At 70.6% G+C, this 235-nt stretch carries 1 protein-coding gene; it reads left to right on the forward strand.

All coding sequences use genetic code 11. The annotated features are described in order from the left end of the window. Positions 1–235: cyclic nucleotide-binding domain-containing protein (locus WDW90_RS40405; RefSeq protein ID WP_336493146.1), on the forward strand; the 235-nt coding region annotated here is incomplete at both ends.

The following is a 235-nucleotide window of genomic DNA, read 5'->3' on the forward strand; positions in this document are numbered from 1 at the left end:
CGGCACGCGCCTGACCGAGGCGGATCGGGCCCTGCTGTCCGGCATCACGGCTCAGAGCCGGTGGGTCGGCCCGCATTGCGACCTCATCCGCGAGGGCGAGCGTCCCGAGAACGTCTGCCTCATCACCGCGGGCCTGGCCTGCCGCTACAAGGTCCTGAGCAACGGTAGCCGCCAGATCCTGGCGCTGCTTCTGTCGGGAGACCTGTGCGACCTGAACGTCGCGCTGCTCGGGGCG

Origin of the sequence: Methylobacterium nigriterrae (assembly GCF_037106235.1) — a bacterium.
In the GTDB taxonomy this organism is placed as follows: domain Bacteria; phylum Pseudomonadota; class Alphaproteobacteria; order Rhizobiales; family Beijerinckiaceae; genus Methylobacterium; species Methylobacterium nigriterrae.